The 25,771-nt window shown below is 60.8% G+C and carries 31 protein-coding genes; 22 read left to right on the forward strand and 9 right to left on the reverse strand.

What is annotated here, in order from left to right; all coding sequences use genetic code 11:
- Positions 1-16: 16 nt before the first annotated feature.
- The 3 genes from flgM (at position 17) to ACQ4WM_RS02290 (ending at position 1,492) form a co-directional block, all read left to right on the forward strand.
- Positions 17-307, forward strand: a complete 291-nt coding sequence (gene flgM / locus ACQ4WM_RS02280; RefSeq protein ID WP_436545095.1) for a flagellar biosynthesis anti-sigma factor FlgM — start codon at positions 17-19, stop codon at positions 305-307.
- Entirely contained in the window at positions 304-744 is a 441-nt protein-coding gene (gene flgN / locus ACQ4WM_RS02285) for a flagellar export chaperone FlgN (RefSeq protein WP_436545096.1), read from the forward strand. Before flgM ends, flgN begins: the two co-directional genes overlap by 4 nt.
- A gap of 73 nt (positions 745-817) precedes the next feature.
- Positions 818-1,492, forward strand: a complete 675-nt coding sequence (locus tag ACQ4WM_RS02290) for a glycoside hydrolase family 73 protein (protein WP_436545097.1) — start codon at positions 818-820, stop codon at positions 1,490-1,492.
- An 11-nt stretch (positions 1,493-1,503) separates the two neighbouring features.
- Here ACQ4WM_RS02290 and flgA read toward each other — a convergent pair whose 3' ends face one another.
- On the reverse strand, positions 1,504-2,253 hold the full coding sequence (gene flgA / locus ACQ4WM_RS02295; protein ID WP_436545098.1) for a flagellar basal body P-ring formation chaperone FlgA: 750 nt from the start codon (positions 2,251-2,253) through the stop codon (positions 1,504-1,506).
- Positions 2,254-2,391: 138 nt separating this feature from the next.
- Between flgA and flgB the strand changes: the two genes are divergently transcribed.
- The 13 genes from flgB (at position 2,392) to ACQ4WM_RS02360 (ending at position 13,446) form a co-directional block, all read left to right on the forward strand.
- The gene (flgB, locus tag ACQ4WM_RS02300; protein ID WP_436545099.1) at positions 2,392-2,757 is read left to right on the forward strand and encodes a flagellar basal body rod protein FlgB; all 366 of its coding nucleotides are present in this window, start codon (positions 2,392-2,394) and stop codon (positions 2,755-2,757) included.
- Positions 2,758-2,762: 5 nt separating this feature from the next.
- Positions 2,763-3,173 carry a flagellar basal body rod protein FlgC gene (gene flgC / locus ACQ4WM_RS02305; protein ID WP_436545100.1) on the forward strand — a complete coding sequence of 137 codons (411 nt, stop codon included), beginning with the start codon at positions 2,763-2,765 and terminating at the stop codon, positions 3,171-3,173.
- A gap of 2 nt (positions 3,174-3,175) precedes the next feature.
- On the forward strand, positions 3,176-3,829 hold the full coding sequence (locus tag ACQ4WM_RS02310) for a flagellar hook capping FlgD N-terminal domain-containing protein (RefSeq protein WP_436545101.1): 654 nt from the start codon (positions 3,176-3,178) through the stop codon (positions 3,827-3,829).
- Positions 3,830-3,892: 63 nt separating this feature from the next.
- Positions 3,893-5,170 (forward strand): flagellar hook protein FlgE, encoded by a 1,278-nt coding sequence (locus ACQ4WM_RS02315; protein WP_436545102.1) that lies wholly within the window; start codon positions 3,893-3,895, stop codon positions 5,168-5,170.
- 26 nt (positions 5,171-5,196) lie between these two features.
- Entirely contained in the window at positions 5,197-5,925 is a 729-nt protein-coding gene (gene flgF, locus ACQ4WM_RS02320) for a flagellar basal-body rod protein FlgF (protein WP_436545103.1), read from the forward strand.
- Between the two features lie 31 nt (positions 5,926-5,956).
- Positions 5,957-6,745, forward strand: coding sequence for a flagellar basal-body rod protein FlgG (gene flgG / locus ACQ4WM_RS02325; protein ID WP_436545104.1), 789 nt, complete (start codon positions 5,957-5,959; stop codon positions 6,743-6,745).
- A complete protein-coding gene (gene flgH / locus ACQ4WM_RS02330; protein ID WP_436545105.1) occupies positions 6,745-7,419 on the forward strand; it encodes a flagellar basal body L-ring protein FlgH in 675 nt (224 codons plus the stop codon). Before flgG ends, flgH begins: the two co-directional genes overlap by 1 nt.
- 9 nt (positions 7,420-7,428) lie before the next feature.
- Positions 7,429-8,541, forward strand: a complete 1,113-nt coding sequence (locus tag ACQ4WM_RS02335) for a flagellar basal body P-ring protein FlgI (protein ID WP_436545106.1) — start codon at positions 7,429-7,431, stop codon at positions 8,539-8,541.
- On the forward strand, positions 8,541-8,933 hold the full coding sequence (locus ACQ4WM_RS02340) for a rod-binding protein (RefSeq protein ID WP_436545107.1): 393 nt from the start codon (positions 8,541-8,543) through the stop codon (positions 8,931-8,933). Before ACQ4WM_RS02335 ends, ACQ4WM_RS02340 begins: the two co-directional genes overlap by 1 nt.
- A 53-nt stretch (positions 8,934-8,986) precedes the next feature.
- Positions 8,987-10,351, forward strand: coding sequence for a flagellar hook-associated protein FlgK (gene flgK, locus ACQ4WM_RS02345; RefSeq protein WP_436545108.1), 1,365 nt, complete (start codon positions 8,987-8,989; stop codon positions 10,349-10,351).
- Between the two features lie 12 nt (positions 10,352-10,363).
- Positions 10,364-11,275 carry a flagellar hook-associated protein FlgL gene (flgL, locus tag ACQ4WM_RS02350; RefSeq protein WP_436545109.1) on the forward strand — a complete coding sequence of 304 codons (912 nt, stop codon included), beginning with the start codon at positions 10,364-10,366 and terminating at the stop codon, positions 11,273-11,275.
- Between the two features lie 4 nt (positions 11,276-11,279).
- Entirely contained in the window at positions 11,280-12,320 is a 1,041-nt protein-coding gene (locus tag ACQ4WM_RS02355) for a hypothetical protein (protein ID WP_436545110.1), read from the forward strand.
- Between the two features lie 133 nt (positions 12,321-12,453).
- Entirely contained in the window at positions 12,454-13,446 is a 993-nt protein-coding gene (locus tag ACQ4WM_RS02360) for a glycosyltransferase family 9 protein (protein WP_436545111.1), read from the forward strand.
- A gap of 31 nt (positions 13,447-13,477) precedes the next feature.
- Here the strand turns inward: ACQ4WM_RS02360 and ACQ4WM_RS02365 are convergent, their stop codons facing one another.
- Complete coding sequence (locus ACQ4WM_RS02365) at positions 13,478-13,948, reverse strand: hypothetical protein (protein ID WP_436545112.1); 471 nt, start codon at positions 13,946-13,948, stop codon at positions 13,478-13,480.
- A 164-nt stretch (positions 13,949-14,112) separates the two neighbouring features.
- Between ACQ4WM_RS02365 and ACQ4WM_RS02370 the strand changes: the two genes are divergently transcribed.
- On the forward strand, positions 14,113-14,577 hold the full coding sequence (locus tag ACQ4WM_RS02370; RefSeq protein ID WP_436545113.1) for a PACE efflux transporter: 465 nt from the start codon (positions 14,113-14,115) through the stop codon (positions 14,575-14,577).
- Here the strand turns inward: ACQ4WM_RS02370 and ACQ4WM_RS02375 are convergent.
- From ACQ4WM_RS02375 to ACQ4WM_RS02385, 3 genes are all read right to left on the reverse strand, one after another.
- Entirely contained in the window at positions 14,553-15,434 is an 882-nt protein-coding gene (locus ACQ4WM_RS02375) for a LysR family transcriptional regulator (RefSeq protein ID WP_436545114.1), read from the reverse strand. The two genes, ACQ4WM_RS02370 and ACQ4WM_RS02375, sit on opposite strands and share 25 nt — an antisense overlap.
- A gap of 31 nt (positions 15,435-15,465) precedes the next feature.
- Positions 15,466-16,188: a YcbK family protein gene (locus tag ACQ4WM_RS02380; RefSeq protein WP_436545115.1), complete on the reverse strand. Its 723-nt coding sequence runs from the start codon at positions 16,186-16,188 to the stop codon at positions 15,466-15,468.
- Between the two features lie 146 nt (positions 16,189-16,334).
- Positions 16,335-17,171, reverse strand: coding sequence for an EAL domain-containing protein (locus ACQ4WM_RS02385; RefSeq protein WP_436545116.1), 837 nt, complete (start codon positions 17,169-17,171; stop codon positions 16,335-16,337).
- A gap of 237 nt (positions 17,172-17,408) precedes the next feature.
- Between ACQ4WM_RS02385 and ACQ4WM_RS02390 the strand changes: the two genes are divergently transcribed.
- On the forward strand, positions 17,409-18,218 hold the full coding sequence (locus tag ACQ4WM_RS02390) for a class II glutamine amidotransferase (RefSeq protein WP_436545117.1): 810 nt from the start codon (positions 17,409-17,411) through the stop codon (positions 18,216-18,218).
- Positions 18,219-18,360: 142 nt separating this feature from the next.
- On the opposite strand, the gene ACQ4WM_RS02395 is transcribed toward ACQ4WM_RS02390, so the two are convergent.
- Positions 18,361-18,903: a GNAT family N-acetyltransferase gene (locus ACQ4WM_RS02395; protein WP_436545118.1), complete on the reverse strand. Its 543-nt coding sequence runs from the start codon at positions 18,901-18,903 to the stop codon at positions 18,361-18,363.
- 372 nt (positions 18,904-19,275) lie between these two features.
- On the opposite strand from ACQ4WM_RS02395, the gene ACQ4WM_RS02400 reads away from it, so the two are divergent.
- Positions 19,276-20,253, forward strand: coding sequence for a sulfate ABC transporter substrate-binding protein (locus ACQ4WM_RS02400; RefSeq protein ID WP_436546188.1), 978 nt, complete (start codon positions 19,276-19,278; stop codon positions 20,251-20,253).
- Between the two features lie 165 nt (positions 20,254-20,418).
- Positions 20,419-20,637 carry a TOBE domain-containing protein gene (locus ACQ4WM_RS02405; protein ID WP_436545119.1) on the forward strand — a complete coding sequence of 73 codons (219 nt, stop codon included), beginning with the start codon at positions 20,419-20,421 and terminating at the stop codon, positions 20,635-20,637.
- A gap of 59 nt (positions 20,638-20,696) precedes the next feature.
- On the opposite strand, the gene ACQ4WM_RS02410 is transcribed toward ACQ4WM_RS02405, so the two are convergent.
- Complete coding sequence (locus tag ACQ4WM_RS02410) at positions 20,697-21,446, reverse strand: LytR/AlgR family response regulator transcription factor (protein ID WP_436545120.1); 750 nt, start codon at positions 21,444-21,446, stop codon at positions 20,697-20,699.
- A complete protein-coding gene (locus tag ACQ4WM_RS02415) occupies positions 21,443-22,693 on the reverse strand; it encodes a sensor histidine kinase (RefSeq protein WP_436545121.1) in 1,251 nt (416 codons plus the stop codon). Before ACQ4WM_RS02415 ends, ACQ4WM_RS02410 begins: the two co-directional genes overlap by 4 nt.
- A 397-nt stretch (positions 22,694-23,090) precedes the next feature.
- Here ACQ4WM_RS02415 and ACQ4WM_RS02420 point away from each other — a divergent pair, with 397 nt between their 5' ends.
- Positions 23,091-23,969, forward strand: a complete 879-nt coding sequence (locus tag ACQ4WM_RS02420) for a serine hydrolase (protein WP_436545122.1) — start codon at positions 23,091-23,093, stop codon at positions 23,967-23,969.
- On the opposite strand, the gene ACQ4WM_RS02425 is transcribed toward ACQ4WM_RS02420, so the two are convergent.
- Complete coding sequence (locus ACQ4WM_RS02425; RefSeq protein ID WP_436545123.1) at positions 23,966-25,072, reverse strand: aldo/keto reductase; 1,107 nt, start codon at positions 25,070-25,072, stop codon at positions 23,966-23,968. The two genes, ACQ4WM_RS02420 and ACQ4WM_RS02425, sit on opposite strands and share 4 nt — an antisense overlap.
- A gap of 92 nt (positions 25,073-25,164) precedes the next feature.
- Between ACQ4WM_RS02425 and ACQ4WM_RS02430 the strand changes: the two genes are divergently transcribed.
- Positions 25,165-25,764: a TetR/AcrR family transcriptional regulator gene (locus tag ACQ4WM_RS02430; protein WP_436545124.1), complete on the forward strand. Its 600-nt coding sequence runs from the start codon at positions 25,165-25,167 to the stop codon at positions 25,762-25,764.
- The last annotated feature ends 7 nt before the right edge of the window (positions 25,765-25,771 follow it).

A 25,771-nucleotide genomic window follows, 5' to 3' on the forward strand; every position in this document is an offset into this window, starting at 1 on the left:
AGGCAAGGGACAACGCATGAAAATCTCTACCGGCAACGCCGGTGCCGCCGCTGCCAGCCCGGCGGTGGCCCCGGCCGAAGCGATCGCCGAGTATGCCAGCGCCGCTGCCGCTGCAGGCGGCTCGTCGGCTGGCGCCGAACTGCAATCGGCCGTGCTGCAACCGGCCATCACGGCGCTGCGTGCCATGCCCGATATCGATCACGAGCGCGTTGCCATGCTGCGCAGCGCGCTGGCCAAGGGTGAGCTGCCGTTTGACCCGGCGAAAATAGCCGGATTGATCCACCGCTTCCACGGCAGCGACGCATGAACGCACCACGCAAGAGCATCACGCGCCAGGAAGCCATGCAACGCGTACTGCAAGGCATCAGCGATGACCACCAGGGCTATGCCGCGCTGCTCGTATTGCTGGAAGAACAGTTCCAGGCCGCCTTGCGGCACCAGACGGAGCAATTGAAGATGCTGGCCGAACAGATCGTCGCTGCCGTGGAAGTGCTGGACGGCCGCCGCGGCCAGCGCATGAGCCTGGTAAATGCCCTGCTCGGCCCGAGGCCCGCGATGGCATCACTGTTCGCCTTGCTGCAAGCTGACGCGCAGGCCCGCAGCATCGCCGAATGGGAGGCACTGGAACAGATGGTTGTCGAATGCAAGCGCCTGAACACGCGCAACAGCCAGCTGTTGACCGAACAATTTACAACCATGCAGCGCGTGCTGCACGGCGAGGACCATATCTATGCGCCAGGCTGATTTTTTTACCAGCAATGCCCGCACCGCGGCAGCCACGGTCCCGGCCAGCGCGACTGCCCCCCTGCAAAGCAATATGCGTGCAACTGGCTCCATTGCATCTACCGCCAGTTTCAGCAGCGTATTCCAGCAGGTACAGGGGGAGGTTTCCACCTTTATCGAGCAAGGCAGCGGCAACGCCGGCACGCTCAATACTGAAGCTCGCGTCTGGTCGGCCAATAGCGCCTCAGCCAATGTGCTGGGCGCGATCAATCAAGGTGGCGACATCGGCGACGTACAGCAGCAATTTCTGGCGTCGATCAAGCCATGGACCGAGGAAACTGGAGCACGCCTGGGCGTGGCGCCGGAAATTGTCGCCGCGCATGCAGCACTGGAATCGGGCTGGGGCCAGCGCCCGCTGCGCCAGGGTACGACCGATACCAACAATCTCTTTGGCATCAAGGCTGGCGGCAAATGGCAAGGCGAAGTGGCGCAGGCACTGACTACCGAATATGTAGGCGATAGTGGCACGGCGCTGAAGAAAACCGAACGTTTCCGCAGCTACCCGGACCAGGCCAGCGCGTTTCGCGACTATGCCCAAATGCTGCTCGACAATCCCCGCTACCGTGGCGCACTGAACGCGGGCAGCGATGCGCATGCGTTCGCGCAAGGGCTGGCGCGCGGCGGTTATGCCACCGATCCCAATTACGCAGCCAAGCTGAGCCAGCTCGCCACGCGACTGCAGCGCAGCACTACGACCAACGCAGAGTAATTGTCCGCCCCTCAGTTCGCCGGCTCGACCACCCCTGCTTCGACGATGCGTGCACGGATTACCGTGCCGCTGGACGTGTTGCGCACACGTATCACCTCCCCTTGCGCTCCGGCATCCATGGCTACGCCATCCATGCTGACGCTGACCTGTTCCTTTCGCGCCACAATATTGACCGGCGCGCCGCGCTTGACCAGCATGGGCGAAGCCAGCTGCGCTTCGCGCAACACCTCACCGGCGCGCAGGCTGCGCCGGCTCGACAATCCTGCCACAGCATCTAGCGACGCCATGCTATCGGCCACCATGGTTACGTCACGCCGGGCCAGTTCAATATCAGCAATTGATATAGGCGTGTTGGCCGTCACGGGCAATCTGGTCACGGCCACCCTGGCCGTGATGCTGGCGCGAACCAGCATTTCATGACGCCAGCCACCTGAGACCGGGCAAGCGGCGACAAAGCGCATGCGCTGCGGCGATCGGCTGTCCAGCGCCTCAATCTCTACCCGAACGGGACAGGCGGGGATGACACGCGTGGTTTTTACAACAGCGACGTCAATCAGCGGTTCGAGCAGTCCCGCAGAGGAAGCCTGCTGCGCCAGTTGCTCGCGGGCCAGTTGTTCGACTCTGGAAAATATATTGTCGGCTGGCAATTCAGCGCATCCTGCACTACTATAGAGGCTGGTCAGTAAAAAAAGGCCAGGGAGCAAGGCGATACGAGCACGGGCCTTGACGGGTGCAACTGCATTATTGGTGAAATAAATCATTGCTAACCTTATTGACGAATCCTGATCACGTACAACGAAACAGCATGACCTTACCATGCGCCAATATGACCAGACAGGCATTTTACTCCTGCATTCAGACTCCAGCCAGTACGACCGACTTCAACACAAAGGATGACCATGGGCATTAATTTCAAGGACGCACTCGGTGTGCACGCCGACACGCTGGCGCTGCGCGCTGACCGTACGCGCGTGCTGGCGGCCAACATCGCCAACGAAAACACCCCGGGCTTCCAGGCCATGGACATGGATTTCGGCAGTGCACTGCAGCAGTTGCAGGACAACGACGCAGGCCTGCTGTCGACGGACGACGACGCTACTTCCCTGTACCGCGTGCCTTACCAGCCCAGCCGCGACGGCAACACGGTCGAGATCGGGGTCGAGCAAGCAGCGTTTTCGCAAAATGCCAGCGACTTCCAGACCAGCCTCAGTTTCGTCAACATGAAACTCAAGGGACTGGCCAAGGCCATTTCCGGACAAGGATAAGCAAGATGGGCTTCCAGGATATTTCCAAGATCGCCGGTTCGGCAATGGCGGCGCAAACCGTGCGCCTCAATACCATCGCCAGCAACCTGGCCAATGCCGATTCGGTCGCCGGTTCGGCAGCGGAGACCTACCGCGCCCGCAAGCCAGTGTTTGCTGCCGTGATGGACGGCGCCTCGGACGCTGGCGGACGCGTGCAGGTGCTTGACGTGGTGCAAAGCGACGAGCCGCTGCGCAAGTTGTATGAGCCGGGCCACCCGATGGCCGATGCGGACGGGATGGTGTTTTATCCCAACGTCAACCAGGTGGCCGAGATGACCGACATGATGTCGGCTTCGCGCGCCTTTGAGACCAACGTGGAAGTTCTGGGCCGCATCAAGTCGATGCAGCAGGCGCTCCTCAAATTAGGCGAAGTGTAATCATGCAAACATCCCTTTTCACTGGCAGCGCCGCTGGCACCAGCAATACCGGTACCGCCGTGGCGTCGCAAAACAACGCCACGCAAGACATGTTCACCAAACTGCTGGTGGCGCAGATCCGCAACCAGGATCCGTTGGCGCCAACCGACCCGAGCCAGTTCGTCAACCAGTTGACGCAGCAGGCGCAGACCGAAGCGATGCAGAACCTCTCCAACCTGACCAGCGCCAACGCCAGTGTGCTGCAAAGCATGCAGGTGCTGGCCTTGGGCGCCCAGGTGGGCTCGGAAGTGATGGTCAACAGCAGCACGGTACAGATCGACAGCAGCAAGGTCAGCGGCAGCGTCGCGCTGTCGTCCAACAGCAGCAAGACCACCTTGACCTTGAAAGACGCCTTCGACAAGGAATACACGGTGGAACTGGGCGCCAGGTCGGCCGGCAACGCCACATTTACCATCGATCCGCAAAAACTGGGCATGCCTGCCGGAACCTACACGATGGCCGTTACCACCAGCAGCGGCGAAAAACCATCGGTCGATATTGCGGGCAAACTGAGCAGCGTTCGCCTGTCCGCCACTGGCAACATGATTTTGAACGTCGTCAACCTCGGTGAAGTCAGCCCTGGCGCCATCACCGGCTTCAATGGCAAGACCTCCTGAACCGCCTTCACGCCGCTTGCTGTTTCGCCCAATTAATCCTGTCCTTCACTAAAGGAAACCTCCATGAGTTTCGACATCGCATTGTCTGGCATCCAGGCCATCAACGAACAACTGACCGCGTCCAGTAACAATATCGCCAATGCCGGCACCTATGGCTTTCGCAGCAGCCGCGCCAACTTCTCGTCGATGTACGCCGGCGACCGCGCAACGGGCGTGGAAATCGGCTCGACGACGCAAAGCATGAGCGTCAACGGCGGCGTACTGAACACCGGCCGCTCGCTCGACGCCGCCATCGACGGCCGTGGCTACTTTGTCAGCCGCGATGCGCAAAATACCCTCAGCTACAGCCGTGTCGGCATTTTCAGTGCCGCCAGCAGCGGCTACCTGACCGATTCCAACGGCAAGCTGGTGCAGGGCTATGCACCGGCAGTCAAAGGCAGCACCACCCTTGGGCCGATGGGCGACCTGAAGATCCCGACCGGGCAGATTGCCGCGCAAGCCACTGAAAACCTGGCGTATGTCGCCAACCTGTCGGCCGAATGGAGCATCAAGGACGGCACCAAATTCGACAAGACCGATATCAATACCTACAACAGTGCCAAGGTATCGGTATTGTATGACTCCCTCGGTTCGAAGCACACCCTGAGCCAGTACTTCGTGAAAACCGGCACTAATATCGTCGAGGTAAATTACACGTTGGACGACAAGCCGATGACGCTGCCAGCGCCGACGCCATCGAAAAGCACGCTTGTGTTTGATGGCAAGGGGCAACTGGAAACCGTCAACGGCGTCAAGGCAAACAACATTCCAGTGCCGCCAGCGGTCGCGGGTGCAGACTGGAAGCCGACATTCGATCCAATCAAAATGGGCGATCCGATTACCCCCTCGGGTGCGGAACCCCTTGCTTTCAACCTGAATTACTCCGACACCACCCTGTCATCGGGTGAAAACACCACCTCGACCAATAAATCGGACGGCTATGCTTCGGGCACCTACACCGGCGTGGAACTGGCCGCCGACGGCTCGATCATGGCTAAATATACCAACGGCGAAACCAAGAACGTCGGCACCATTGCGCTGGCCAACTTTGCCGATGAGGGCGCGCTGACCTCTGTCAACGACACCAGCTGGATTGCCTCGACCGCTTCCGGCGCGCCGCTGTACGAGCGTCCTGGCGTGGGCATGGCCGGCAAGCTGGCCACCAGCGCGCTGGAACAGTCAAACGTCGACATCACCACCGAACTGGTGGGCCTGATGACGTCGCAGCGCAATTACCAGGCCAACTCGAAGGTGCTGTCGACCGAAAACGCCATGCTGCAGTCGCTGATGCAAGCGCTGTAATTGCTGACACGCAAAGGTAATCAACCATGGACGCGCTGATTTATACCGCCATGAGCGGCGCCGACCGTGCCCTGAAGGCACAGCAGGTGCACGCCAACAACCTGGCCAACATCGAGACCGGCGGCTTTCGTGCCAACCTGGAAGTGTCGACTGTCCAGTCGCTGCAGAACGGTTATGGCTATGACGACCGCCACATGACGCAGACGCAATCGAGCGCCATTTCAACCCGTACCGGCACCATCAAGGAAACCGGTCGCGAGCTCGATGTGGCGATCACGGGCAATGGCTTTCTGGCGGTGCAGTGGCAAAACGGCGAGGCTTATACCCGCGCCGGCGCCATGGAGCTTGACGAGACCGGCGCGCTTCTGTTGAACGGGCGCCCGGTATTGGGCGAAGGTGGCCCGATCACCTTGCCTGAACACACCAGCGTGTCGATCGGCTCGGACGGCACGATCTCGATCCAGGTGCCGGGTGCGGCGCAGATGCAGACCGTGGACAAGCTCAAGCTGGTGAACGCCGAAACGGGGGAACTGACCAAGAACGAAGCGGGCCTGATCGTTGCGCGCAGCGGTGAAGATTTGCAGGCTGACCCGGCGGTGCGCATACGCGACCGCCATATCGAAGGCAGCAATGTGTCGGCGGTCGAGGAGATGGTCGCCACCATGAGCCTGAACCGCAGCTTCGAGATGCAGATGAAAGTATTCAAGGCCAGCGATTCCATGACCGAATCCGGTAATCGCCTGCTCGGCGCGTAAGCGCACGCCAACCAAACTCAAGGAGTACACCATGAATCCAGCAATGTGGATCAGCAAAACCGGCGTGCAGGCGCAAGACGCCAAGCTGCAAGCCATCGCCAACAATCTGGCCAACGTCAACACGGTCGGCTTCAAGCGCGACCGTGTGGTGTTCGAAGACCTGTTCTACCAGGTCGAACAGCAGCCGGGCACCCAGCGCGCCGACAACACTCTGTCGCCATCGGGCGTACAGCTCGGCAACGGCACCCATATGGTCGGCACGCAAAAGGTGTTTACCACCGGTAGCCTGCAAACGACCAGCCGTGAATTTGACGTCGCCATTACCGGCAACGGCTTCTTGCAGGTGCTGCGTCCGAACGGCGAAGCGGCCTATACCCGTGCCGGCCAGCTCGGCATCGATGCCAACGGCGTGATGGTCAACGCCCAGGGCTTGCCGCTGGTGCCGCAAATTACCGTACCAAACAATGCCAGCGCGATTACCATCGCTGAAAACGGCATGGTGTCAGCCACCGTTCCCGGCAACGTGGCGGCGACCGAACTGGGCCAGCTGACGCTGACCAGTTTTATCAATCCGACCGGTTTGCTGGCACTGGGCGAGAACCTGTTCCAGGAAACGGCTTCGAGTGGTACGCCGACCGAAGGCCGTCCTGGCGAAGGCGCGTTGGGCAAGCTTAAGCAATACGCGCTGGAAGGCTCTAACGTGCAGGTGGTCGAAGAGATGGTCGACATGATCGCGGCCCAGCGCACCTATGAAATGAATACCAAGGTGCTGTCGGCGGCCGACAATATGCTGCAATACCTGGCGCAAGCGGCACGCTGATGCAAGCGACCAGGCAAGCCATCGCAGTGTTGCTGGCAGCGGTGCTGCTGGCCGGCTGCGCCAGCCGCCCGGCCGCGCCGGTGGCGCCGACGTTCTCGGAAGAACCGCTGGTGGCGCAGCGCGGCAGTGGCCGTGGCGGCGTGGGCGGCGGCGTGTTCAACCCCGATGCGGGGCTGTCGCTGACCTCGGACAGCCGCGCCTTCCGCGTCGGTGACGTGGTCACCGTGGCGCTGCAGGAAACTACCCAGGCCAGCAAAAAGGCCGGCACCTCTTTCAACAAAGGTTCCTCGGTGGGTGTGCAGGCAGCCAATATACTGGGCAAAACCTTCCCCAAGACCGGCATCGACCTGTCTGCCGACCGCAATTTCGCCGGCGACTCGACCAGCACACAGCAAAATGCGCTGTCCGGCGCCATCACCGTGATCGTGCAGGAAGTGCTGCCTAACGGCCTGTTACGGGTGCAGGGCGAAAAGACCCTGACGCTGAACCAGGGCGAGGAATTCGTACGCCTGCGCGGCTACCTGCGTGCGGCTGACATCGATTCGAACAACCAGGTGTCGTCCTTGCGCATTGCCAATGCACGCATCGCCTATTCTGGCCAGGGCACCCTGGCCGAAGCCAATACTCCCGGCTGGCTGACGCGCTTTTTTGTCGGTCCGTGGATGCCGTTTTAAGGTCACATCATGAGATTTCGTTCCGCCCTGCCCGCCACCTTGCTGCTGGCCGCCTTTTGCACCATGTCGCTGCCAGCGTCGGCAGCGCAGGTACTGCGCAATCTGGTCAGCATCGAAGGCGTGCGGGACAACCCGCTGGTCGGCTACGGCCTGGTAGTGGGCCTGAACGGCAGCGGCGACACGACACAGGTGAAGTTTTCCAGCCAGTCAGTGGTCAATATGCTCAAGCAGTTCGGTGTCAAGCTGCCCGACGGCGCCGAGTCGAAAAGCAAGAATGTTGCCACCGTGATGGTCAGTGCCGTGTTCCCGCCCGGCTACCGCCGTGGCCAGGCTATCGACGTCACGGTATCGTCCCTGGGCGACGCGAAAAGCCTGCGCGGTGGCACCTTGCTGCTGACGCAACTGCGGGCTGCCGACAATGAAACTTACGCCCTGGCGCAAGGCAACGTGGTGGTCGGCGGCCTGAACGCCACCGGCAAGAGCGGCGCGTCCGTCACCGTCAATACCCCGACTTCCGGACGCATTCCCAACGGCGCAAATATCGAGCGTGAAATCCTCAGCGATTTTTCCACCAAGCCCACCGTCACGCTCAATTTGCGGCACCCCCACTTTGAAACAGCGATCAATATCGTCGAAGCCGTCAACCGACGCTTTGGCGCCGTCGCCACCACCAGCGACGCCACCAGCGTGGAAGTGATCGCTCCGGAAAACCCGACCCAGCGCGTGGCCTTCATGGCCAAGCTCGAAGCGTTGAGCATCGACGTCGGCGTCGATACGCCAAAAGTGGTCTTCAATTCGCGCACCGGTACAGTGGTCATCGCCGAAGGCCTGCGCGTGAAAGCGGCCGCAGTCACCCACGGTGCACTGAAGGTGGTGATTTCGGAAAGTTCCGCCGTCAGCCAGCCGGCGCCATTCGGCCGCGGCCAGACCACCGTCACGCCGCAATCGAAGGTCACGGTCGACCAGGGCAATGGCAATATGTTCAAGTGGCCGGCCGGCGCCAAGCTGCAGTCCATCATCGACGTCGTCAACAGCCTGGGCGCGTCGCCCGACGATATCATGGCGATCCTGCAGGCGCTCGACCAGGCCGGCGCCATCGAAGGCGAGCTGGTGGTGATCTGATGAGCTTCCCGATCAACAACAGCAACGGCGCCCTGCCCTCGGCGCTCGACGACAAATCGCCTGGCGCCGTAGCGCCGGCCGATCCCCGCTACGCAGCCAAGGCCACCGAGGCCGCCGTCAAGTTCGAAGCTTTTTTTATCTCGCACATGCTGCGCCAGATGCGCTCGGGCACGCGCGAGATGGCGGGCGAAGACAGTGTCTACAAAGACCCCGTCAACAGCGACATGCTGGAACTGGCCGACAATCTGGTGGCCGACAAGATGGCAGGCCAGCGCGCATTTGGCATCGCCGACGCCATCTTGCGCCAGTTATTGCCTTCCGCCGCCGCGCCGGCAACGAAAATCGATGTCAAAGCGAACAAAGTTGCCGGCGGGCTTAATAAGCCGGCCTGAAGCGTCGCCTGTTACAGAGGTAGCGTTATCGCCCTCTATCACGAAAGAATGCCATGAGCATGATCAGCAATGCCCTGTCGGGCAGCATCGCCGCACAAGCCGCGCTCGGTGCGGCGAGCCAGAATATCGCCAACCTGCAAACCCCCGGCTACACTCGCCAGGGCGTATTGCTCAGTTCGCTTGCATCTGGTGCCGGGGTGCGATCGGCCGGCAACGGCGTGGAAGTGGGTGCGCTGATGCGCTTTTCCGATGCGTATAAAAGCCAGCAAATGTGGCGTGCCGCGTCGGACCAGGGCTTGCGCTCGCAGGCGCAGCCTTACCTGACCCAACTCGAACGTGTGATGGGCGACGACAAGTCGAGCATCAGCAACGGCATCGACGGCTTTTTCACGGCCTTGAATGCGGCCGCCGTCGATCCGACCTCGACGCCGCTGCGCCAGCAGATCATCACCTCGGCCGACGCCATGGCCCAGCACTTCAACAGCATCAACAATGTGATGAACAATCAGGTGCTGTCGCTGCACCAGCAACGCGCGGCGATGATGCCACAAGCCAACACCGCCCTGCAGAATATCGCCTCGCTGAACCAGCGCATTTCCACCTCCAACGCGGCCGGCACCAATGTATCGGGATTGATTGATGCGCGCGACCAGTTGGTTGATGGCCTGGCAGCGCAAATGGCCATCGAGGTCAGCACCCAGCCTGACGGTTCGCTCAATGTTTCGCTGAAAACCGGCCAGCCGCTGGTGATCGGCAATCTGTCGGCAACCTTGGAAAGCCGTGAAAACGTGACCGGCGAACAAAGCATGACTTTGAAATTCGCCAATTCGACGTTCAAGCTCGACAACATCGCGGTCGGCGGCCAGATCGGCGGACTGGGGGAATTCGAACAGAATACCCTGCAGCCGCTGCAGCAGTCACTGCGCGACCTGGGCAAGAGCCTGACCGACAAGATCAACAAGCAGCTGAACCTGGGCCAGACCATGACTGGCGCGCCGGGGCCGGACCTGTTCGAATACAACGACGGCGTCATGTCGATCAAGAAGACCTTCACAACGGCCGACCTGGCGCTGGCCAGTAGTGGCGGCGCTGCCGGTGATAGCAAGAACCTGCAAAGCCTTATCGACATCAAGAACCAGCCTGTCACCGTCGCCTGGCTGGGCCAGGTGCTGATGAGCGACGCCGACACCCAGCTGGTGGGCAAGCTGGGCATCGCCAGCCAGCAGAACCAGGCCTTGCTGAAAACTGCCGACACCGTGCGCACGCAAGCGGTCAACGACTGGAACGCGACCAGCGCCGTGAACAAGGACGAAGAAGCGATGAACTTGGTGGAATTCCAGAATATGTACCAGGCGAACATGAAAGTCATTTCGGTCGCCAATACCTTGTTTGACGCCACTTTGGCAATGATGGGTTAAGGAGCAAAGATCATGCGTGTAGCGAGCAGCCAGTATCAAACGATGATCAATGTATCGATCCAGCAGAACCAGGAACGCATCAATTACCTGACCCAGCAAATGTCTTCGGGCTTGCGCATTCAGGTGCCGTCGGACGATCCGATCGGCAATGTGCGCATTTCGCGCCTCACGCGCGAACAGGCGATGGTGACTCAGTACAAGGACAATATCTCTGCCGTCCAGACGCGGCTGTTGAAAAATGAGAACTACCTGTCGAGCATGGTCACCGACATGGGTCAGGCGCGCGACCTGCTGGTGTGGGCCGCCGACGGCAGCAACGCCCCGTCGGACCTGAAAGCGATGACCGAATCGCTGCGCGCCATGCGCGACAGCGTGATGTACACGTCGAACCTGAAGGACCAGGAAGGCCGCTACATGTTCTCCGGCACTGCCACCGACAAGCCGGCAATCAGCTACGACGCCAGCGCGCCGGTGGGTTCACGCTACAGCTATGCGGGGAACACCGAAACGCAAACGGTGGTGGTCGGCAACGGCATCACGCAAGCGGCCAATGTCGACGTGAAAAATCTGGAAAACTGGCTCAACAAGATCGACCAGACCATCGAGACACTGAGCGCTCCCGGCCTCAACCCGGCCGATCCGGCAGTGCGGGCGACGGTCACCGGTGCGCTGGACGGTACCGATGAAGGCATGGAATTGTTATCAGGTAAAATTGCCATCTTCGGTGGCGCGCAGAATATCCTGTCGACCCTGAACAACAACCTGGACAATGTGTCGCTGTCGAACAATAACGCCTTGCTGGAATTGAAAAAGGCCGACATTGGCGCTGCGGCCATTGACCTGACGGGCTACCAGACCGCACTCGAAGCAACCTATAAAGCCTACGGTAAAGTGGGTTCGCTGTCCCTGTTCGATATACTCTGATCCCATGCAAATCGCTCAGCTCCCCAATTCCACAGGTATCACCGGCAAAGGCAGTGGCACGGCGCGTGGCGTCGATGGCGCCTCGGGCAGTGTCGACAGTGCCAGCGCACGCACCGACGGCGCATCGCCGAGAGGCTCGGCGGCACCGCTTCAGCGTGGACTGAGCAACTGGGATCATCAACTGCAGGGCGAAATTTCGAATGCCCAGCAAACCCTCGATTACCTGGAGCGCAGCAGCAGCCAGCTGCAAGCGCTGAAAAGCGAGCTGGCCGCCAAGCTCGCCGCGCGCGCCGGCCGCGATGGCCAGGTCGAGGCGCGGGTACGCCAGTTCAGCAGTACCTGGCGCCAGCGCACGAGCGACTCGGGTGGCTCGCTCGATGCCCAACTGGGCTACAGCAGCCCGCAATCGGCGCAACAAAGCTTTACCATTCGCGGCCTGACCATGGCAAGCCTGCGCGAAGGCTCGCAAGAAGTGCTGGCGTTTGCCGTCGGCGGCGCCAATCAGGCGTTGCGGTCAGTAAGTATTGACCCTGGCTTGACGGATGAAGAAATTATTTCCCGTTTCGACCGTGCACTGATGCCATCGAATATCCGCGTGCGCCAGGGCGAGGACGGACAAGTCGTGTTCAGCACCCCCGAGTCGTCGTGGGCCAACGTGCGCGACAGTCTGTCTGTAAGGGGCAGCGGCATTCGTTTTCCGGGCGGCCAGATGAATCGCGTCAGGACCGACCCGGAACCACCCGCCATCATGCCTGAACAATGGGACACGAGCGACATCGAATCGCTGCGCGCAACCCTGCACGAGGTGGTGCAGGCACTGGCACATATCCAGCAATCGCGTGCTTCGGTCAGCCTGGCACTGGCGCAGGCCACCGCCAGGGTAGAAAGCGCCCAGGCCAAGCCAGTTGATGTCAGCATGGATACCGTGGCACAGAGCTTTACCGACAAGGCCAGCAAACCGGGCTATGATTCGCTGCTGGCGATCAGTTCCGCACTGGTCGGCATCAGCCGTGAACGCGTGATTTCGCTGCTGGGACTGCGGTAATATACGGCCTTCCTGCCTATCCTGAGTAAAGTTCACTTTGATAAAGACTGCCGCCCGCCTCATCAGTTACGCTCTTCTGGGAAAGTCCGACAAACCACTGCTCGACATCGCCAGCGTGCGCAAGGTACTGATTTTGCGTAACGACAAAATCGGCGACATGGTGGTCACCACGGCCCTGCTGCGCGAACTGAAGAAAAACTACCCGCACTGGCAAATCGATGTGGCAGCCAGCAGCGCCAATCGCGATATCATTGCCGACAATCCGCATGTCAGTGACATCATTATCTGGGACAAGCAGCCGCTGCTGCGCGATTTGCGCACCACCATCGCGGCGCTGCGCAGTCGCCGCTACGACGTTATCTTCAATCCCTACAACCGCTTTTCCATCCCCCTTTTGTTGCGCATCAAATGGCTGGGCGCGCGCTATCTGACCGGCTTTGCGATTCCCAAATACGGCACGTCGACGGCAAAGCTGGGCATGTTCGACTACACCGTACCGTGTGATCGCAACGCCCCTATCCTGGACAGCTACTTCGCCGCCTTTGGCCAATTCAAGCTGCGCAACATCGATACGCGCTACGAACTGTTCGGCGTGGACGCGCATGCCCCAGCCATCGACGCTGCCTGCGATACCCTGCTGCAGCAATACGATGGCCTGTTTTGCCTGAATTTCCAGGGAAGCAATGCGCAACGCACCGTCAGCGTGGACGATGCCAGGCGCTGCTGCGCCGCCCTCGCCGCCCGTTACCCGCGCCACGCCCTGCTGGTGATCGCCGCGCCGGGCAGCGAGGCGCGCGTGGCAGAGATCATTGCCGGCGCCGGCCATGCCAATGTCATGCTGGCGCCGCCTACGCGCCATATCCTGCAGCTGGCGGCGCTGATACGCCGCTGCGAGCTGGTGCTGTCGCCCGATACCTCGGTGATCCACATCGCCTCGGCGTTTGACAAGAAAATCGTCGGCTACTATATCCGTACCGACAACTACCGCTGGTTTTACCCAGCCAGCAGCCAGTATCGCGTCATGCTGGCGCCTGGCCTGACCCTGGCCAGCGTCAGCGCTGAAGAAACCCTGGCCGCTGTCGAAGCGCTGCTGCCTGGCCAGGCGCAAGCCCTGGCAGCCGGCTAAAAAACAGCCCAGCCACGGCGTTCACGTGCAGTTAAAAGCCGGCACGGCGCCGGCGCAGCCCGAAATCATGCCCGACCACCATCAAGGTGGATGCCACCAGGCTGGACAGCCCTACAATCAGCTGGATCAGCTTGTCGTCAGGCAAAATCCACAACGACGAATCCGGTGTTTCACAACCGGTGGCAGCGCTGATCAGCGGCGCCACCCAGGCTGCATCGGGCCTCACGTCGAGCACCACAGCGCCGTCGGCACTGGTTTGCATATAGATGTCGCCACCTTCGGCCAGCGTGAAGCAGATGCCCACGCCAGTTTCCTGCGTGCCGATATTGTCCTGCATGCTGCGGTTGTGCTCCTCGATCCACACTTCCACGTCATATGGCGTTTCCAAGTGCTCCCAGGGGCGGGGCCGGAAACGGGGGCGCGCCAGGATCTCGTCGGTTACCGTGCTGTCGGTTTGGTTGTCTGCTGCGTGCTCTGCTGCCTTGTCTGATGCGCCTTGCATGTTTGCCTTCTTTGCGGTGATGCGGCGTAACACTTTGTTCGCCAGCCATCATTATCCCCTGTTCACGCCAGCATGGACAGCCATCAATAAAACTGACAGCTATCAACTTTTAATATCAGCACGACTGACCTATCATGCTTGCCAGTTCATCAGGAAGGCAATATATGCAAGGTATAAAACGAAAAATCGTCTACGTCACCGCCTTTGAAATCATCGGCATGACCATTTCCACCGCGTGGCTCACTTTATTGTCGGGCGAAGCGCCCACCAGCACCGGGCCGCTGGCCCTGATGATCACCAGCATCGCCGTGATCTGGAACCTGCTCTACAACACGGCGTTTGAATATTGGGAAATCCGGCAGGTGTCGCGCACACGCACCGTGTGGCGCCGTATCGTGCATGCGATCGGCTTCCAGATCACCCTCGTGGTCTACCTGATCCCGCTGATCGCCTGGTGGTTGAACATCAGCCTGTGGGACGCCTTCGTGCTCGATTTTGCGCTGATGCTGATCATTCCCTGCTACAGCTTCGTGTTCAATTATGTGTTTGATGGCCTGTTCGGCGTGCCGCTGTCGGCGCAGCAACCAGAACAGCCAGCTGCGATTCAGGGCGCTTCGGCCAGCAGTTGAAGAAAGGTTCGCGCCGCCACACCGAGCGGCCGATCCTTCATCCACACCAGGTGGATCGGCAGCGCCAGGCCGTTGCCGGTATTCTTGAAGGCCAGGCGGCGCACCCGCCCCGCCGCCAGCGAGGGCGCAATCGCCGCCTGCGCAAAGTTGCCCCAGCCCAGGCCCGCCTCCACCATGGCCAGCGCCATCGGCAGGCTGTCGGTGCGCCAGTGAGACAGGCCCACCACCGGGCGCGCGTCGGCCAGTTCCAGCTCGCGGCTGGCAACGATGATCTGGCGCAGGTTGACCAGTTCCTCGATATACACGGCGCGCGCCGCCTCGCCCGGCGTATGCTGCGTAGAAATAATCGCCAGCAAGGCGTCGCTGCCCACCAGCTGGAATTGTTCCGCATGATTGATGCGCCCGCCGCCAAAGGCCATGCAGGCGCTGATGCGGCCCCGGTGCAGCAGGTCCAGCACATCATCCTGCGGTGCGGTCAAGACCTCAATATCAAGGAGCGGGTGGCGCTGCGACAGGGCCTGCACGGCGCGCAGGAAAGGCGCATGGTCGAGTTCGGCTGCAATGCCCAGCGAAATGCGGCTCTCCAGGCCCTGCGACAATTGCTGCACATGCAGGTGCAGTTGCCTCAACTGCTCGGCCACCAGGCGCGCGTGCGGTAGCAGCGCGATCGCAGCCGCGGTCGGCACGGCGATGCGTGCGCCGCGCTCAAACAAGGAAACGCCCAGTTCGGCTTCAAGGTGGGCAACCGCCATGCTGACAGCCGAAGGCGAGCGCCGCAGGGCGCGCGCGGCGCCGGAAAACGAACCGCCATCGACCACGGCCAGGAACAGTTCGATATGATGACTGGACAGTTTCATCGCGCAGGCGCCAGCCGCGCCGCGCCAGCCATCAACCTTTCCAGGTGCGCTGCAAGCCCGTATCGGCATGGATCCAGCCGCCGCGCGGACCGGCGCGATAATAGAAACCGACGCCGCCCTGCTTGAAGCTGCGCACCAGCGAACCGAGCACTTCCGAGTTCAGGTTGGCGACGCGGATATCGGCCGCCTTGCCTGAAATATGCAGCGACTGGCGTGCGGCGGGCACGCCTGCCTCGCGCAGCTTGCTGTTCGATTCGGCCGTGCGATAGCCGGACAAAATTTCCAGCGGCTGCTCGATGCCATAGCGGGCGATAAACGCCTGCGTGCCCCACAGCGTTTCAAACAGCTTGGGATCGATCGCTGTCGTCTTCTTGCCATTCACGTCGCGCAGCAGATGGCACAGTTCCTGATAGGCCGAATCGATGATCTGGCCATCTTTCCAGTACAGCAGCCGGGCTTTTTCATTGCTGGCCGGGCGCACCACTTCCAGCGTGCGCGGCTTGAGCCAGAAATCCAGGTCGAGGATCTGCGCATCGAAAATATCGGGCGGCGGCGCCATTTCAGTGATCTGCGCACCGCGCGGCGTGGTGATCGAACGGTCGACGCTGGCCAGCTGCTGCGACTGCGGCTGCGCTGGCACGCCGGTCTTCGGCGGGCGCGGCTTGGCGCCGGCCGACGCCATGGCCGGTTTTTCGGTGCGCGAAGCGCAACCGATCAGCGGCGCGGCCACCATCCCGATGGCGGCAAGGTTCATGCCATGTTGTAGAAAATTCCTGCGCGTTGCCATAGTCCATCCCCGATAAAACGATGGGGAATACTATAGCGTATTGTGCCCCGAAGAAAAACCCTCACGCTATCGTGCTGGCCATCATTTCACGCTATTTTCCATTCTGTAACGCATCAGGCGGCCGTGGCGGTGCGCAATTCGCTCGCGTCGACCACGGCCAGCTTGCTCAAGGGCTTGTCCAGCAGATAGCCTTGGGCCACGAGCGGCAGGCCCGTGGTCTCGGCGATACGCTGCAGCGCCTGCAGTGCGGCCGGCGTGTCGAGGCGCTTGAAGACCACGCGTATCTTTGCCGCATGGCACAGGGTGAGGAAATCAGCGACCGCAGTTTCATCGCTGAGGTTGCCTGCGTCGAGCTTGAAACTGTGCGGACGCAGGCGCTCCAGCAGGCCGAACGCTTCGTTGACGCTGTTGGCATTGATCGCCAGGCGAAAGCCGTTGCGGCGGTAATTGTCGGCCACATAGTTCAACAGCCAGCCCTGGTTGGCGGTGACGGTGGGCAGTTGCAGCACGATACGCTCTATTGGCAGGCCCAGCGCGTCGAGTATGCGCTGGAAGGCGTGACCATGGTTGCTGCTCACCGCACTGAGCAGGCGGTCGTGCACGCTCAGGTACAGATCGGCCTGCCCGGCCTCGGGCTGGCGGAAAAAGTTGATTGCATGCAGCATGCGGCACAGGCGATCGAGCTCCACCGATTCGTCGTCGCTGGCCGCGTGGTCGAGCAGCCGCCACAGCGACAGCCCTGCATCGGCCTTCGACACGCTGCGCGCCAGGCCTTCAAACGCCAGCACTTTGCCGCTTGCCAGCTCGCGCAGCGGCTGGAAGGCGCTAGTCACGCTGCAGTTGAAAAAGCGGCCCAGGGCCCTGCCCTCCTCGTCCAGCCAGCCACTGGTACCCGCCTGCGTCTGGTGCGACAAACGGGCCAGATAATTGTTGAGGAAGGGAAATGGCATGCTGACTCCTTGATATAGGCCTACACCGTCTGCCACCTGGCGAGGCCCGGCGACCAGGCATGCAGGTTAAGGCAGCGCCGCGCAAACGCGAACGAATGCTTTCGCCATTTGATATGCGCGGAACAGATAAGCGTATCAACAGTGGAACGGCATATGCATATGCGGAAAAAATCCTTTCCGCCCGGGCGTGCAGCCCTTACTGTGGTCCCGTACCGATATCAGCAGGAGGAATCAGCAATGTGCCAGTTACTCGCCATGAACAGCAGCAAGCCCGCGGCCCTGGGTTTTTCCTTTGCCGGCTTTGCGGAACGGGGCGGACGCACGGGCGAGCATCGCGATGGCTGGGGCATCGCTTTTCATTCAAGCGAAGGCTGCACCCTGCTGACCGACCACCTGGCCGCCATCGATTCGCCGCTGGCCAGGCAGCTGCACGAAAAACCGGTCAAGGCGCGCAATATCGTTGCCCATATCCGCAAGGCCACGCATGGCCGCATCGCGCCGGAAAACACCCATCCGTTTGCACGCACTTTATGGGGCAAGACCTGGTCATTCGCCCACAATGGTGAACTGAAGGCCTGGGACGCGCCGCAGCACGACGATTACCACGCCGAGGGCGACACCGACAGCGAGCAGGCCTTCTGCCATCTGTTGGCCGCACTGCACACGCGCTTTCCCGACGGCGAGCCGGCTCGCGCGGCCTTGCGCACAGCCATTACCGACATCGCAGCGCAGATCGCCAGCAACGGCACGTTCAATTTCATCTTGTCCGACGGCGAACTGCTGTACGCCCATTGCTCGACGCATCTGCATTACGTGATACGCGAATACCCGTTTTCCGTGGCGCATCTGATCGACTGCGAACGCAGCATCGACTTCCGCCAGCACAACCATCTCGACGACCGCATCGCCGTCATCGCCACCCATCCGTTGACGGAAAATGAAGCGTGGACAGCGTTTGCCCCGGGCGAATTGAAAGTGTTTGCGGGTGGCGCGCTGCTGCAGGAATCAGCGCCCAAGGGCGCCGTATATATACAGATCAGCTACTAGAAAGAATTAAAATACCAGTCGCCGCCATCGGCATTTTCTCGGGCTCGCGTCTCTGGCCCGCCATCTTCAGGTTCTTCGCCTTGCGCTTTTCAATATGCAGGACAGTTGACTTCAGCAAGCTACTCACGGCGCGTAGAAAAACTCAGGCGCCATTGCAGTTGCAAAAACGCTTGCGCTTGGGGTCAACCTGAGGGTCCCCCGCCACCAGGCAGGAAGGATCGAGCGCCTTCCAGCAGAATATCGTTTCCACGCCATACGGCGAACGCACATTGCCTGCTTCGGTATATCCCTGTTTGACAAAGAACGCCTGGCCACTGGTGGTGCTGTGCAGTTGCAGCGCCTTGATGCCCCACAACTTCGCCTGCGTTTCCAGTTGTTCCACCAAGGCCGTGCCAGCGCCGCGGCGCTGCGCTTCGGGCAGCAAATAGCACAGGGCCAGCTTGCCGGCGCGCGTCAGCAGCGCCACGCCAACGACCACGCCCGCGTCGACGGCGACCAGCGCAAAATTGTTGGGCGAGGTGAACCAGCACGCCACCATCTGCGGTGTTTTATTGCCCAGCCAGGCTTCCAGGATGGCCGGATCATGCCGGTGGTCGGGCGCGCAGCATTCGACGATGGAACGCCGCAATACCGTGCACGCGTCGACAGCGTCGGCCGAAGTTGCAATACGAATTTCAAGACTCATGGATACTCACAAATTATTACGGTTGCCGATACAGGCGGTATCACCCCTGCAGCGCGCGATTCCGACTATACACCAAGCGACGCGATCCGTTTTTTTCGCTCAGCAGCGCCAGCCGGCTCTAACGACGGCGGACCGTTTCAGGCTAAACGCTGGCGACGGCTTGGCCCACGAATATTTTCAACCTTCGATATCCGTTTTCTTGAAGGCATCTAAGCATATTACGAAAAGTTCGTTTCCTTTTCGGCCAGAATTTTAGACTATGTCCGTCTGCAATCACAACACGAGAAAAACATGTCCAGACAAAATGCCGCCTTGCCGTTCGCTGCATCGCCCCTTGCTGCGCGTACGCGCCGCTGGTTCCTGGCCAGTGCCATGGCCGTCAGCGCGATGGGCATGGGCTTGCCGATGGCGGCCAGCGCCGCCGAACCGGTGGTATTGCTGAACGTGTCGTACGACGTGATGCGCGAACTGTTCAAGGACGTCAACCCGGCCTTTATCGCCGAATGGCAAAAAAAGACCGGTGAAACCATCACCATCAAGCAATCGCACGGTGGTTCGAGCAAGCAGGCACGCTCGGTCGCCGATGGCCTGGAAGCGTCGGTCGTCACCATGAACCAGGCCAATGACATCGACCTGCTGGCCGACCGTGGCCTGGTGGTGACCGACTGGGCCAAGAAATTCCCGAACAATGCCGCGCCCTTCTATTCGACCATGGTGTACCTGGTGCGCAAGGGCAATCCGAAACAGATCAAGGACTGGGACGACCTGGCCAAGCCCGGCATCAAGGTGATCGTGCCGAATCCCAAGACCTCGGGCAACGGCCGCTACACCTACCTGGCGGCCTGGGGCTATGCCGTGAAAAAAGGCGGCACCGAAGCGCAGGCGCGCGACCTGGTGACGCGCCTGTTCAAGAACGTGCCGGTGCTGGACGGCGGCGGCCGTGGCGCCACCACCACCTTCACCCAGCGTGAAATCGGCGACGTGCTGGTGACGTTTGAAAACGAAGTGCAACTGGTACGCAAGGAATTCGGCGACAACTTCGAAGTGGTCTACCCGAGCGTGTCTATCCTGGCCGAGTCGCCCGTGGCCGTGGTCGATAAAGTCGTCGACCGCCGCGGCATCCGCAAGGAAGCTACCGCCTACCTGCAATACCTGTATTCGGAACCAGGCCAGGAACTGGCAGCCAAACACTTCCTGCGCCCACGCTCGGCCACCGTTGCCAAGAAATACGCGGCCAGCTTCAAGCCGATCAGCCTGTTCACGGTCGACGAGGTGTTCGGCGGCTGGAAACAAGCACAAAAGAAACACTTTGATGACGGCGGTGAGTTCGACAAGATCTACCAGAAATAATCAGCCCAGGCCCGCCCTGCCAAATATAGAAAAATCGCCTGACAACAATGCCCAGGCGATTTTTCGCATATGGGTATGCGGATCGATTCGTTTGCAAGCCGCCCGCCTAGCCTTACTCTGTCCCTGTCGCGCCAACCGGCGTCTCCACCAGCAAAAGGACAGATCATGGCTATCTCGGAAATCAACGTACGTAACCAGTTTCGCGGCAAGATCAAGGAAATCATCGAAGGCTCGGTCGTCTCCGAAGTCGACGTGGAAACCCCGCACGGCATCGTCACCTCGGTCATCACCACGCGCTCCATCAAGGACCTGGACCTGAAGGTGGGCAGCGAAGTGATCGCGCTGGTCAAGTCGACCGAAGTGTCGATTGCGAAGATTCAGTAGTTGCACGCCAATCCATTGCAACGCCCCGCCAAGTGCGGGGCGTTGGCGTTTCAAGGCGCCTATTCCCGGAACAGATAAGTAAAAGTCCTGCTCACCGGCAGCTTTTCCGTGCTGCCCTTGACCAGCACCTGCATCCGTTCGGCGTCGATGCGTTCGGCCGCTTCGATGGCTTTGACGTTGACCATGGTGCCACGGTGGATTTGCCAGAATTGGTCGGGGTCCAGGCCGCCGAGCAGGTCTTTCAAGGGTGTGCGCACCAGAGCTTCCGAGCCGGCCAGCACCACGCGCGTGTATTTCGTGTCGGCCTGGAAGAACAGCACCTCGTCGATGTCGATCAGGCGGATCTGCTTGCCCACGCTGGCCCTGATCCATTTCATTTTTTCACGTGGTGGCGCCGGCAGCGCGGCGCGCAGCGATTGCAGCAGGTCGGCCATGTCAGCCGGCTGGGCACCGAGTTTTTCGCGCAAGCGCGACAGCGCCCGTTGCAGGCGCTCGGCCTGTACCGGCTTCAACAGGTAGTCGACGGCGCCGGCGTCAAATGCGTCGACCGCATACTGGTCGTAGGCGGTGACGAACACCACGTGGGCCCGCTTGCCGATGCGCTGCGCCACTTCGAGACCGGACAGGCCTGGCATGCGGATATCGAGAAACACCACGTCTGGCTCGTGTTCCAGGAAACCATCCCAGGCGTCGTTGCCATTTTCGGCCACCAGCACAATGCGCGCTTCAGGCCAGGCTTGGGCCAGCATGGTTTGCAGGCGTTCGCGCATCAGCGGCTCGTCTTCGGCAATCAGGATGGTGGTGTTCATGCGGTGCTTTCTTTCAGGCTGGGTGCAGTTTTGATGGGCAGCAATATGTCGGCGATCACGCCGCCCTCTTCGCCGTCATGCAGGTTCAAGCTGGCGGACGGGTCGGACAAGCGCAGCCGGCTGCGCACGTTTTCCAGGCCCAGGCCGCCGTCCGGTACTTGGTTGGTAGTACATTGCGGCAAGCCCATGCCCGTATCGTGCACACGCAGGCGCAGCATGCTGTCCACTTGCTGCGCCGAGATGGTGATCTCGCCGCCACGCAAGGACGGCTCGATGCCGTGCTTGATGGCGTTCTCGGCCAGGGTCAGCAAGATCATGCTGGGTATCGTCATTTGTGCAAATTCGGCCGGCAAGTCCAGCGCATAGCGCAGCCGGGTACCCATGCGCGCCTGCATCACGCGCAAATACGCAGCCACCATGTCGAACTCGCTCTGCAAAGCGACTTGCTCGCTGCGCATCTCGGCCAGGCTGGCACGCAGAAACGCAATCAGGTCGGCCGTCAGCTCGGCGGCGCGGGGGGCACCCTGCTCGGCAAGTTGCTGCACCGCGCCCAGGGTATTGAACAGGAAATGCGGCTCGATCTGGGCGCGCAGCAGGCGCAACTGTGATTCGCTCAGTTCGCGCGCCAGGCGGTCGCGCTCGGCATCCTGCTGCAACTGCCGGGTCAGCGCTTCGTACTGGCGGTTGCGCCAGGTGGTGACGATGGCCAGCGGCACCATGTAAAACACCACCGCCACCAGCAAGGCGACGCCACCAACGCGCATCAGGCGCTCAAAGGCCATGCCCATGGAACCGGTATCGCTGAGGCCAGCGAGCAGCACGCCCGTCACCACACCAGCCATGCACATCGACACCACCAGCAGCAACTTCTTGAACTTGCCCCGCACGGAACTGCGGTAATTGAACCACACGCCTACCAGGCCCCATGCCAGCGCAAAGCCCATGCCGTTGCTGAAGAGCACAGCCTTGAGTAATTCAAACCTGGCTGGCAGCAGCAGGTGCAATACGACGCCGATCGCGCTGAACAACAGCATCAGCTTGAAGGCAGCAATAAAAAAGCCGGCACCACGGTACTTGAGCAGGAAGTCATGCAATTGCTGGCGTTCGATCGGCGTCAGTGTTGCCAGGTTGCGGGCCACGCAGCGGCGCAGGCGCCCCTGGACCTGCGCCGCCATCTCCGGATGTTTCAGCACCAGCAGCGATTCGTCATCGATGCTGCGATACCAGTCCCTGTATTTTTTCAACATGCTGCTTTCTCCGTGGCCCGTGATTCAAACATGAACGCAGTCTACGGCGGCGACCTTTGCAGGCAAAGCGGCGGGCGACGAAGCACGAAGCGGCGGGCATCAACGACGAAAACGCCACAAGAGTCCGCCGGAATTGCTGAAATAGTACGAAGTTTCCGAAATGAAATCAATACGCCACGAGAATTTTCACTCTGGCAATAGTCCGTCATTTATTTTGCACAATTGGTCCAAAATGGGCTTGACGAAACCGTGTAGCATAGACATTGCCTGCTTTTTGATGGTATCGTCTATGCTTGGCAAATATTGCCCCAGAGACATTGTTCATTTCACGAACATCAACCTCTGCGCGCAACGCCCGCCCGTGGCGCCCCGAAACTGCTGTCCCATACAAAGTCCCATGCTGAAAAAAATCTTCGCCGCCGTGCTGATGACGCTATCGACTGCGGCCATCGCCGTGCCCTTCGGTTCCCAGTCCATTCTGGTCGTCGAAGACGGCACGGGTAAAGTCCTGCTTGAAAAAAACGCCAACGTGGTCGTGCCCATCGCGTCCCTGACCAAGTTGATGACGGCCATGGTCGTGCTCGACTCCAAGGCCAATATGAAGGAAGAGATCCTGATCGATCAAAACGACGTCGATACGCTGAAACACAGCACCTCGCGCGTGCCGGTCGGCGCCACCCTGAGCCGCCACGATGTGCTGCAACTGGCGCTGATGTCGTCCGACAACCGCGCCGCCGCATCGCTGGCGCGCACCTATCCAGGTGGCCCGACCGCCTTCGCGGTGGCCGTCAACGCCAAGATCAAGGCCCTGGGCATGCGCCAGACCGTGATCGAAGAGCCGACCGGCCTGTCGCCGAACAACCAGTCGACCGCTGCCGATCTGGTCAAGATGGCCGTGGCCGCCTCGCGCTACCCGGAAATCAGCCGCATCACCACCGATTCGAAAGACGTCATCCAGATCAAGGGGCGCGATGTGGAATACCACAACACGAACCGCCTGGTGGGCGCCAAGGGCTGGGATATCGGCCTGTCGAAAACCGGCTTTACCAATGAAGCGGGCCGCTGCCTGATCATGCGCATCAAGTCGGCCGGCAAGTTCGCCACCATGATTTTGCTCAACGCACGCGCCAATTCCGTACGTGCCATGGACGCCGTCAATATCCGCCGCATGCTGGCGGCCGAAAACGGCGTCGCCGAACCGACAGTGATGCGCGCCAAGGCGAGCCGGCATAAAAAAGCGCCGGCCAAGCCATCGAAGCGCCGCCACGCTCGTTAAACCTGGCGGACGGAACTACCGCCAAATACCGCATGCTGGCGCAGCAAGGGCTTGAACAAGCTGTACAGCATTTTTTGTTCGGGCATGCTGACAGTGTCGAGCGCCTCACGATGCTGTGGTGACAACACGATATCGACCGCGGCAACATTGTCGGCAAGCTGCCCTGCGCGGCTCACACCCATCAGTGTCGCCGCCACTCCCGGGCGCGCAGTCACCCAGGCCAGTGCGATCTGCGCCTGGCTGTAGCCGCTGTCAATGGACACTTGCCTGAGCGTGTCCAGGATGGCCCAATTTCGCTCAGTAAATAATGTATCGCCAAATGGATTGGCGCCATCAAGGCGCTTGTCTGCGTCCGGCCGTTCCAGTCCCGCTGGCGCGGCATCGCGCGGCAAGCCGGCAGGTCGCGGCGAGGCGCTTTCAACAGTGGCGCGATCGTATTTTCCTGTCAGCAGGCCGAACGCCAGCGGACTCCACGGCACGATGCCCATCCCGAACTCCGCCGCCAAGGGCATGAATTCATCCTCGATATCGCGGTTGGCCAATGAGTAAAAATACTGCAGCGCAATCGGACCCGGCATGCCGCGCAGGGCTGCCAGGGTAGCGATCTTGGCAATATACCAGGCTGGCGTGTTCGACATGCCCCAGTAACGAATTTTTCCCGAGCGAACCAAGGCAGCCATGGTTTCCAGCAACTCCTCAGCCGGCGTGACCGAGTCCCACACATGTATCCAGTAGAGGTCAACATGGCCGGTACGCAGCCGGCGCAATGATGCGTCGAGCGAAGCAAGGATATGCCTGGCGCCATTGCCGCCGGCATGCGGCCCCTGGCCGTTGGCAAAACCCGATTTGGTGGACAGCACCATGCGCTGGCGCAAAGCGCTGCCCTCGCCGCCCATGAATTTGCCCAGCATTTCTTCGCTGGCGCCACTGGCATAGACGTCGGCGGTATCGATGAAATTGCCACCCGCATCAAGAAAGGCGTCGAATACCTCGTGCGACTGCGCTTCGCCGGAACCCCAGCGTGCAGTGCCGAAAGTCATGGTACCGAGGCAAAACGGGCTGACAACCAGGCCCGAACGGCCGAGGGTACGATAGTCTGTCATGGGCATGGCTTTACTTTCCGAGTGATTGATAGGAAAATAGTACTCGAGTTCTCCAGGCACCACAAGACATTTCCTATCGATCACTAAACTATATGCACGAGACCATCAAGAAAAAAGGACGGCCACTGTCGTTCGATCGCCAGGAGGCCTTGCAAAAAGCCATGCTGCTGTTCTGGCAGCATGGCTACGAGGCCACCTCGCTCAATGACATCACGGCAGCCCTCGGCGTCAAGCCGTCGAGCGTATATTCGGCATTCGGGGACAAGAAAGGGCTGTTTCTCGATGCCATCGGCCTGTACCTGTCAGGCCCCGTCACGTCGGACAGCATCATCGACGAAGCACCATCGGCACGTGCAGCGGCGTGCGAGCTGCTGCGCGTTGCGGCCATCGGTTTTACCGGCAAGGACACGCCACCCGGCTGCCTGTTGGCCAGTTCGGCGATCAGTTGCTCGGATTCGGCAAACGACGTCAGGCTGGAGCTGGCGGCGATAAGACGCGCCATCGAGGCGCGCCTGCGCGCAAAAATCCTCACCTCGATCGAGCAGCAGGCACTGCCGGACGATACCGACGCCGACAGCCTGGCGGCCATGATCATGGCCGTGATCCAGGGCATGTCGACCCTGGCCCGCGATGGTGCGACGCAGGACAGGTTGCTGGCAGTTGGCCATGCAGCCATGCGGGCATGGCCATAGCTTCGGG

This window comes from Janthinobacterium longum (assembly GCF_051380735.1).
Taxonomy (GTDB): domain Bacteria; phylum Pseudomonadota; class Gammaproteobacteria; order Burkholderiales; family Burkholderiaceae_D; genus Janthinobacterium.

Coding starts and splice junctions, on each gene's coding strand:
- flgM (WP_436545095.1), top strand. CDS start 17: ATGAAAATCTCTACCGGCAACGCCGGTGCCGCCGCTGCCAGCCCGGCG.
- flgN (WP_436545096.1), top strand. CDS start 304: ATGAACGCACCACGCAAGAGCATCACGCGCCAGGAAGCCATGCAACGC.
- ACQ4WM_RS02290 (WP_436545097.1), top strand. CDS start 818: ATGCGTGCAACTGGCTCCATTGCATCTACCGCCAGTTTCAGCAGCGTA.
- flgA (WP_436545098.1), bottom strand. CDS start 2,253: ATGATTTATTTCACCAATAATGCAGTTGCACCCGTCAAGGCCCGTGCT.
- flgB (WP_436545099.1), top strand. CDS start 2,392: ATGGGCATTAATTTCAAGGACGCACTCGGTGTGCACGCCGACACGCTG.
- flgC (WP_436545100.1), top strand. CDS start 2,763: ATGGGCTTCCAGGATATTTCCAAGATCGCCGGTTCGGCAATGGCGGCG.
- ACQ4WM_RS02310 (WP_436545101.1), top strand. CDS start 3,176: ATGCAAACATCCCTTTTCACTGGCAGCGCCGCTGGCACCAGCAATACC.
- ACQ4WM_RS02315 (WP_436545102.1), top strand. CDS start 3,893: ATGAGTTTCGACATCGCATTGTCTGGCATCCAGGCCATCAACGAACAA.
- flgF (WP_436545103.1), top strand. CDS start 5,197: ATGGACGCGCTGATTTATACCGCCATGAGCGGCGCCGACCGTGCCCTG.
- flgG (WP_436545104.1), top strand. CDS start 5,957: ATGAATCCAGCAATGTGGATCAGCAAAACCGGCGTGCAGGCGCAAGAC.
- flgH (WP_436545105.1), top strand. CDS start 6,745: ATGCAAGCGACCAGGCAAGCCATCGCAGTGTTGCTGGCAGCGGTGCTG.
- ACQ4WM_RS02335 (WP_436545106.1), top strand. CDS start 7,429: ATGAGATTTCGTTCCGCCCTGCCCGCCACCTTGCTGCTGGCCGCCTTT.
- ACQ4WM_RS02340 (WP_436545107.1), top strand. CDS start 8,541: ATGAGCTTCCCGATCAACAACAGCAACGGCGCCCTGCCCTCGGCGCTC.
- flgK (WP_436545108.1), top strand. CDS start 8,987: ATGAGCATGATCAGCAATGCCCTGTCGGGCAGCATCGCCGCACAAGCC.
- flgL (WP_436545109.1), top strand. CDS start 10,364: ATGCGTGTAGCGAGCAGCCAGTATCAAACGATGATCAATGTATCGATC.
- ACQ4WM_RS02355 (WP_436545110.1), top strand. CDS start 11,280: ATGCAAATCGCTCAGCTCCCCAATTCCACAGGTATCACCGGCAAAGGC.
- ACQ4WM_RS02365 (WP_436545112.1), bottom strand. CDS start 13,948: ATGCAAGGCGCATCAGACAAGGCAGCAGAGCACGCAGCAGACAACCAA.
- ACQ4WM_RS02370 (WP_436545113.1), top strand. CDS start 14,113: ATGCAAGGTATAAAACGAAAAATCGTCTACGTCACCGCCTTTGAAATC.
- ACQ4WM_RS02375 (WP_436545114.1), bottom strand. CDS start 15,434: ATGAAACTGTCCAGTCATCATATCGAACTGTTCCTGGCCGTGGTCGAT.
- ACQ4WM_RS02380 (WP_436545115.1), bottom strand. CDS start 16,188: ATGAACCTTGCCGCCATCGGGATGGTGGCCGCGCCGCTGATCGGTTGC.
- ACQ4WM_RS02385 (WP_436545116.1), bottom strand. CDS start 17,171: ATGCCATTTCCCTTCCTCAACAATTATCTGGCCCGTTTGTCGCACCAG.
- ACQ4WM_RS02390 (WP_436545117.1), top strand. CDS start 17,409: ATGTGCCAGTTACTCGCCATGAACAGCAGCAAGCCCGCGGCCCTGGGT.
- ACQ4WM_RS02395 (WP_436545118.1), bottom strand. CDS start 18,903: ATGAGTCTTGAAATTCGTATTGCAACTTCGGCCGACGCTGTCGACGCG.
- ACQ4WM_RS02400 (WP_436546188.1), top strand. CDS start 19,276: ATGGCCGTCAGCGCGATGGGCATGGGCTTGCCGATGGCGGCCAGCGCC.
- ACQ4WM_RS02405 (WP_436545119.1), top strand. CDS start 20,419: ATGGCTATCTCGGAAATCAACGTACGTAACCAGTTTCGCGGCAAGATC.
- ACQ4WM_RS02410 (WP_436545120.1), bottom strand. CDS start 21,446: ATGAACACCACCATCCTGATTGCCGAAGACGAGCCGCTGATGCGCGAA.
- ACQ4WM_RS02415 (WP_436545121.1), bottom strand. CDS start 22,693: ATGTTGAAAAAATACAGGGACTGGTATCGCAGCATCGATGACGAATCG.
- ACQ4WM_RS02420 (WP_436545122.1), top strand. CDS start 23,091: ATGCTGAAAAAAATCTTCGCCGCCGTGCTGATGACGCTATCGACTGCG.
- ACQ4WM_RS02425 (WP_436545123.1), bottom strand. CDS start 25,072: ATGACAGACTATCGTACCCTCGGCCGTTCGGGCCTGGTTGTCAGCCCG.
- ACQ4WM_RS02430 (WP_436545124.1), top strand. CDS start 25,165: ATGCACGAGACCATCAAGAAAAAAGGACGGCCACTGTCGTTCGATCGC.